General features: G+C 38.3%; 6 protein-coding genes. 5 read left to right on the top strand and 1 reads right to left on the bottom strand.

Going from position 1 to position 7,099, the window contains the following annotated elements; all coding sequences use genetic code 11:
* The 4 genes from MKL62_RS19590 to MKL62_RS19575 all read left to right on the top strand — a co-directional run.
* Positions 1-2,868: phage tail protein (locus MKL62_RS19590; RefSeq protein WP_270899807.1), on the top strand; the 2,868-nt coding region annotated here is incomplete at its 5' end.
* A complete protein-coding gene (locus MKL62_RS19585; RefSeq protein ID WP_000970244.1) occupies positions 2,865-3,425 on the top strand; it encodes a DUF4376 domain-containing protein in 561 nt (186 codons plus the stop codon). The genes MKL62_RS19590 and MKL62_RS19585, both read left to right, overlap by 4 nt.
* 65 nt (positions 3,426-3,490) lie before the next feature.
* Entirely contained in the window at positions 3,491-3,880 is a 390-nt protein-coding gene (locus tag MKL62_RS19580) for a hypothetical protein (protein ID WP_004714964.1), read from the top strand.
* Positions 3,881-3,922: 42 nt separating this feature from the next.
* Positions 3,923-4,465, top strand: coding sequence for a glycoside hydrolase family 108 protein (locus MKL62_RS19575; protein WP_270899806.1), 543 nt, complete (start codon positions 3,923-3,925; stop codon positions 4,463-4,465).
* Positions 4,466-4,614: 149 nt separating this feature from the next.
* Here the strand turns inward: MKL62_RS19575 and MKL62_RS19570 are convergent, their stop codons facing one another.
* Positions 4,615-5,388 carry a COG4705 family protein gene (locus tag MKL62_RS19570; protein WP_001066070.1) on the bottom strand — a complete coding sequence of 258 codons (774 nt, stop codon included), beginning with the start codon at positions 5,386-5,388 and terminating at the stop codon, positions 4,615-4,617.
* 178 nt (positions 5,389-5,566) lie between these two features.
* On the opposite strand from MKL62_RS19570, the gene MKL62_RS19565 reads away from it, so the two are divergent.
* Positions 5,567-7,099 (top strand): phosphoethanolamine transferase (locus MKL62_RS19565; protein WP_270899805.1); only part of this gene is annotated, 1,533 nt, incomplete at its 3' end.

Below are 7,099 nucleotides of genomic sequence, written 5' to 3'. Positions count from 1 at the left end.
CTAGATCGTGACGACGTTGTGGCAGTTGCTGGTGACCGATTGATTATTAATGGCGAGGATGGCAAAGCTCAAACTCGAATTGTTCAATCGATCTCTGGTCGAGTGGTTACAGTTACTCATGAGTTTGATGCGATTGCAGCACAAAACGTCTGGGTGATTGATGCTCAAGACTTGGCAACAATGAAGTTTCGAGTGATTTCTATTACCCAAGATGAGCATCATCAATTTTCAGTGACTGCACTTCAATATAACCCAGCCAAGTTTGATGCCATTGATAAGGGTGCTTATTTTGATGAGGTTCCGATTTCGATTGTGAACCCAACAATTCAGGATCCTGTAACAGATGTCGTTGTTACCGGTGAAAGCCGAGTTGATCAGGGCATCAACGTGGCTACCATGATAGTATCTTGGGCGCAGGCAAAAGGAGCCGTTAAATATCAAGTTGAGTGGCGTAAAGATGACGGGAGTTGGATTAAGCTTCCAATAACCGGCAACAACTCAGTCGAAGTTCCTGGTATTTATGCGGGTCAATATCAAGCACGAGTAACAGCGATTTCAGCTTTTGAGATAGCTTCTTTACCAGTTTATTCAACTTTGACTGAACTCTCTGGAAAGCAAGGTTTACCTCCAAAATTGGCATTTATCCAAGCGACAGGAATCTTATTTGGTATCAAACTTGATTGGGGCTTTCCGGCAACCGGTGCGCTTGACACTGCTTATACAGAAATCCAAGTTTCGCCAGATGGTACCAGCAACATTGCTCAATTGGGCTTATTCGCTTATCCAACAACGACTCATACGATTCAAGGCTTGCAGCCAAATCTGACTCAATTTTATCGTGGCCGCTTGATCGATAGGATTGGAAACATTGGATCATGGTCGGATTGGACTCATGCGACGACTTCTGCCGATGCAACAGATGTTCTTGAGCTTTTAAATGATCAAATCAGTGAATCTCAACTCAATCAGGATCTTAAAACCAAGATTGATCATATTGAGACGATTGACGCTGAAATTGGTCCAATTAAGCAAGATATACAAAATACGAAAGATCGGATTGCACAAGAAGTCATTGATCGACAAAACGCTATTCAGCAAGCCAAAGATGGTTTATCACAGCAAATTATTGATGGTGATGAAGGTGTTCTTGAAGTTGTAAATACTGTTAAACAGTCAAGTGACGAGGGAATTGCTGCAGCTCAAGAAAGCATTCGTGTTGTTGCAAATGATCTTTCGTTAGTTGCTGAAAAAACCGATGGCGTGTATGCACAGCTTAACCCGCCGTTAATTGGTTCTGAATCTGATCTAATTGGAAATGATCAGGGCTTCGCAGGAACTTGGTCAGTTCAATCGGCAATGATCGAAGGGGACTTAGCACTTAGTAAGCGTATTGATACAACGGCAGTTGAGTTAAATAACTTACAGGCTTATGCACAACGAGAAGTACAAGCACGAATTGAGGGTGATAGGGTAACTGTTCAAAAAATAGATAACTATATCGCAAGTAATGATAGTGCTCTTGCAACTGTACGCCAATCTGCACAGGTAGCAGTTGAGCAGTCATCGGCAAATGCCGAAGCGATTGATTCCATTAATCTTGAGCTTGATGATAAAGCATCAACTGGTGCACTTGATCAAGTTAAATCAGATATCAAAGATGTTGATAATAAGATTATTGCTCAGACTACGAGAATTGACGGCGTATATGCACAGCTTAACCCGCCTTTAATCGGCTCGGAATCCGAGTTAATTGGTAATGAGGGAGGCTATGCGGGTGTCTGGTCAGAGCAATCTGCACGTATTGAAGGCGATTTGGCTCAATCTAAACGTACAGATCAAGTGTCTGCACAATTGAATGACAGCAATGCTTTGTTTCAGCAACAAATCAATGCAAATGCTAGTGCTATTTCTTCAACGATAAAAGTAACGGAAACGTTGCAAACAAAAGTCGGTGAGAATAGTGCGTCTATTCAAAATGTCAGTGAAAGTGTGGATGGCATCTATGCTCAGCAGTTTACTAAGTTCGATGTAAATGGCCATGTTTCTGGTCATGGGTCAATGAATGATGGTACGACTTCAACTTTCATATTCAATTATGATGCAATTCAGTTTGGTACGCCTGTCGGTGTTGATGGTGTAGAACCTAAACCATTAATGACCTTGCAAAACACTCCGGTTACTTTGCCAAACGGTACTGTTATTCCGCGTGGTTTGTATGTCGATAATGGTAGTTTTGGATATATCAATGCCAATCGAATCTGGGCTGATAGCTTAAGTGCTATTAGTGCGGATTTGGGAACGATTAAAGTTAAATCTGCAAATATTGAAGATCAAGCAGTTACTACTTCAAAAATTGGAAATTTAGCAGTTGATACTTTGCACATTAAGGATCGGGCAGTAACGCTGCCAGTTATCGTGACTAAGTCTGCTCAAAATACGACAGAAGGCTATAGATATACACCAAACCATTACACAATGGGCGAGTTTTTGCGTGTTGTATTAACAGGCTTTCAGCCATATTCAACCATTCTGATTACTATGTTTGGTCAGTTGTACTTTATTCCACATCCGAATGGTAATGCAGCAGAGGGGGATCTCACTCGTGCAACCAATGGAGCTATGTATTTTAAATTAGGAGATGATTATTTAGTTAATTATACCGCAGCTAACAATACTGAAATAACGATACCGCCTGTGAAATTTGGATCTACTGAACTTGGCACTTCATTTTCTGTGTTAGCTAAAGCAGACGCTTCTGGTCAGCTAGTGCTTAGTGGTTATTTTGATATGATGACTTTTGCTTACGCTAATCAGGTTACTGCAGGCTGCTCTGACTTAACCTTTTATGCTGTGGAGCTTAAAAAATGATGGAAAAGATCTATGGAGTTTTTAACAGTGATGGCAGCTTAGATGTGTTGGTCAAAGGGGAACGTGATAATGTTTATGCAACACCGCTTCAGCATATCAAAGAAATGCAGGTAGATATGCATGATAAAAATGTTTTGCATTATCTAGATGAGAATCTAAATGTAGTCACTATTCCAGTAGTACCAGAAAAAAAATTTGATTATGTCTCAAAAACTTGGATTGACTCACGAACTATTGATGAGGCTAAACAACAGAAATGGGAACAAATCAAACAGATTCGGGATCAGTATGAGTTTGGCGGTTTTGAGTTTGAAAATAAGCTTTATGATTCAGATCCTAATTCTCAATTAAGAATCGCTACTGCAGCTTTGCTCGGCGTATCAGTTGAGTGGACTTTAAAAGACAATTCAGTTGTTAATCTTAGTCCTGATCAATTGATTGACTTAAAAACAGCACTTGCAGTGCACATTAATAACATTCATGAAAGAGGGCGTATTGCGCGACAGAAAATTGAAACTGCTTTGACATATGAAGAAATTGAAGCAGTAAATTTTTAATTTAGAAATTTCTTAGATAGCACCCAACTGGGTGCTTTTTTATTGTCAAAAATCTGGAGTAAGGCATGGAACCAGTTTCAACAAGCGGTTTAACAGCAATTTTAAAATTTTATGGTGCAGCAATTATGGTGACGTTAGCGGTTGCTTTAGTTGCAGCAGTTGTATTGATGACACGTATGCCACGCTCACCTCAGGAGTGGGCCGTAGGATTGATCTGTACAGTTGTATCAAGTCTGGCTGGCGGCTCATTTATTATCGTGAAGTGGGGACTTCATGAATGGGTTACTGATGTATGGGGGATGATTGCTCTAGGTGGGTTCTTCTTTGTTTGTGGTTTACCCGGTTGGGCTTTAGTCCGTTGGATTTTTAATTTTATAGATAAACAGGAAGGTAAAACGATCGTTGAAGTGATCAAAGAGTTTAAGAATGCCAGAAAAGACATTGAAAACAGTTAATGCCGCCTTCGGGCGGTTTTTTATTACCTAAGGAAAAGTTAAATGAACATTGAACAATATCTTGACGAACTCATTAAGCGTGAAGGCGGGTATGTAAATAATCCCGCAGATCGGGGTGGTGCAACAAAGTTCGGTATTACTGAAGCGGTCGCACGTGCAAGCGGCTATAAGGGCAATATGAAAGATTTGCCTCTTGAAGTGGCCAAAGCAATTTATCGCAAAAACTATTGGACAGCCCCACGTTTTGATCAGGTGAATATCATTTCTTCTGCTGTAGCTGAAGAGCTTCTAGACACTGGTGTGAATTGCGGTATCAACTTTGCAAAACCACTTTTACAACGTGCTTTGAACTTGCTTAACAATCAAGGTAAAGCTGGGTATGCAGATTTAAAGGTTGATGGTGTTTATGGATCTAACACCTTAGGTGCTCTTAAAACCTATCTGGCCAAACGTGGAAAAGAAGGCGAGAAAGTATTAGTGCGAGTACTTAATATTATGCAAGGCCAGCGTTATATTGAAATCTGTGAGCGTAATCCCACGCAAGAACAGTTCTTCTATGGCTGGATTGCTAACCGGATCGGCTAGCATGAAAGTCCTTCATTGCAAGCGTACTAAATTTGCTTCGATTATTACTGCGCTGTGTATCATGTTATCAGGGTGCACAGCTCATACGATAAATACGAATGTGAATGTAGGAATTTGTGTGAAAGCCCTCTGAGGAGAGCTTTTACAATTTATGCATTTTTTACATTACCTAACTGATTATTTTTACTAAAATAAATACATATTAAAATAGCAACTAATATTACTCCTGATGCTGCAAAACGGCTTAAGTCTAAACCTCCAGCGGAAAGGGGCTTATCTAGAAAGTCTCCAACTACAGCACCCAAAGGACGAGTTAAAATAAAAGTGCTCCAGAATAAAAATGTTCGTGAAACAGAAGTGAATTTATACAAAAACACCATCAATAAAATGAGTGCTGAGAAAAGAGCAATCCCGCCACTATAGCCTAATCCAATCGTATCTGCTGACCAGTCACCAAGAGCTGTACCCAAAGTTTGGCTAAAGGTAATTGTTAACCAATAAAAGACTTCTGATTTAGGTTTATTAACGGTATGAGGGGAGACGCTGCCTTCAACTTTATACCAACCCAATAATGAGAAGATGACTAAGCCGAGGAGTAAGCTACTTCCTCCACTATAACCAATACCTAAAGATCGAGTGACAAAGTCTGCTAATGTTGTACCAACAGTTGTACTCGCAATAATGGTAAACCAATATAAATATGGTTTATAACTTTTTGCCTTAATTTGACAGATCAATAAGATAATAAAAACTATGGCAAAAATAAAAGTACTAGTTAAATACCCAAGTTTCAATGACATTGAAAAACTATCTCCGCCAGTTTCACCAAAAGTAGTTGCGAAGATTTTAGTAATCCAGAATAGAAGGGTAACTTGGGGGACTTTAGTTATATACTCACTCATTTCATGACTTGAATTATTCATCTAAGAGTCTCAAATGATAAATTTATCAAACAATAAATTTTTAAAATTAAGATGAGCTTAAAGATTTGTTTTTAATAATATAGCTTTGTATTCTTATTGGTTACTAAGCTCATTTTTTAATTTCTATTTAAGTTTTACTAGCTAAGATTTCGAGTTTTTAATATTTAGTGGTTTTTAAATGCTAGTAAATTTTTTAAAATTCAAAGAGATATGTAATAATATTACACTATTAAATTTTAATTTGCTTTTATCTATCTGGCTAGGTTTATTTCTGAATATAGGTTTTTTTAAAAAAATCCATCAACTTACACCTTATAATGGTATTAAGTCAGTTCTTTTCTTAGGGGCGACATTAGTTATTTTAATAGCGGCATATAATTTAATTTTTCAATTAATAAATTGGAAATGGACTGCCAAAATCTTTGCAATTTTATTGATATTTATTGGTGGCTTTAGCTCTTATTTTGTAAACACATTGGGTATCATTATTTCACCCGACCAAATTCAAAATATGGTGCAGACCGATGTTTCGGAAGTTACCGATCTAATCTCTTTACGCTTTGTTTTATGGACAGTTTTTTTTGTTATTTTGCCCATTTTTTTAATTTCTCAAGTTAAATTTAAACAAGAAAAAGTATCACGGTTGTTATTGAAGAAGGTATTTTCACTGGTAGCTTCATTGGCCGTGGTCGGTGTTTTACTTTTTACTTACTATGTCGATTTTGCTGCAATATTTCGTGAGCATCGTGATTTAAAAGGGATGATTTCACCGCAAAATAGTATTTCATCGCTTATGTCTTACTATCATAAGAAGGCTCCGAAGAAAAATCTGCCTCTTGTGATATATGGACAAGATGCTCATCAAGTTCGGCGAGTACAAAAGAACCTCCCTAAGTTAATGATACTTGTTGTCGGTGAAACGGCACGTGCCGAAAGTTTCTCTCTAAATGGGTATGCAAAAAATACGAATCCGGAGCTTTCTAAACAAGATATTTTCAACTTTTCGCAAGTGAGCTCATGCGGTACGGCGACAGCTGTTTCTGTGCCATGTATGTTCTCGGGTATGCCACGTGTAGATTATGATGAGCAATTAGCTAGTCACCGCGAAGGTTTACTAGATATTGCAAAACGTGCGGGTTACCAAGTGACTTGGATTGATAATAACTCGGGTTGTAAAGGTGCATGTGATCGTGTTGAACAATACCAAATTCCAGAAAACTTAAAGAAAAAATGGTGTAAAGATGGCGAATGTTATGATGACATTCTCATTGACAGCTTAAAGCAGTATTTGTCTACTATTGCCAAAGATGATGATCGCCCACGTTTGATTGTTTTGCATCAGGTGGGTAGTCACGGGCCTGCATATTACAAGCGTGCACCTGAGGCATATCAACCCTTTAAACCCACTTGTGATACGAATGCGATACAGGGCTGTTCGCAAACCGAATTGCTAAATAGTTATGATAATACAATCGTATATACAGACCATGTATTAAGCCAAATGATTAATACTCTAAAAGAAATATCAAAATATCAGACAGGTTTATGGTATTTATCTGATCATGGCGAATCAACCGGAGAACATGGTTTATATTTACATGGTTCACCTTATGCAATCGCACCGAGCCAACAAACACATGTACCAATGATTATGTGGTTCTCTGAAAGTTGGAAACAACATAATCTTGCTCAAGTGAATTGTTTAAGCCAA

Origin of the sequence: Acinetobacter sp. AOR01_HL (assembly GCF_027855455.1) — a bacterium.
Lineage (GTDB): Bacteria > Pseudomonadota > Gammaproteobacteria > Pseudomonadales > Moraxellaceae > Acinetobacter > Acinetobacter baumannii.
This window is presented reverse-complemented; position numbering and strand designations above follow the sequence as displayed.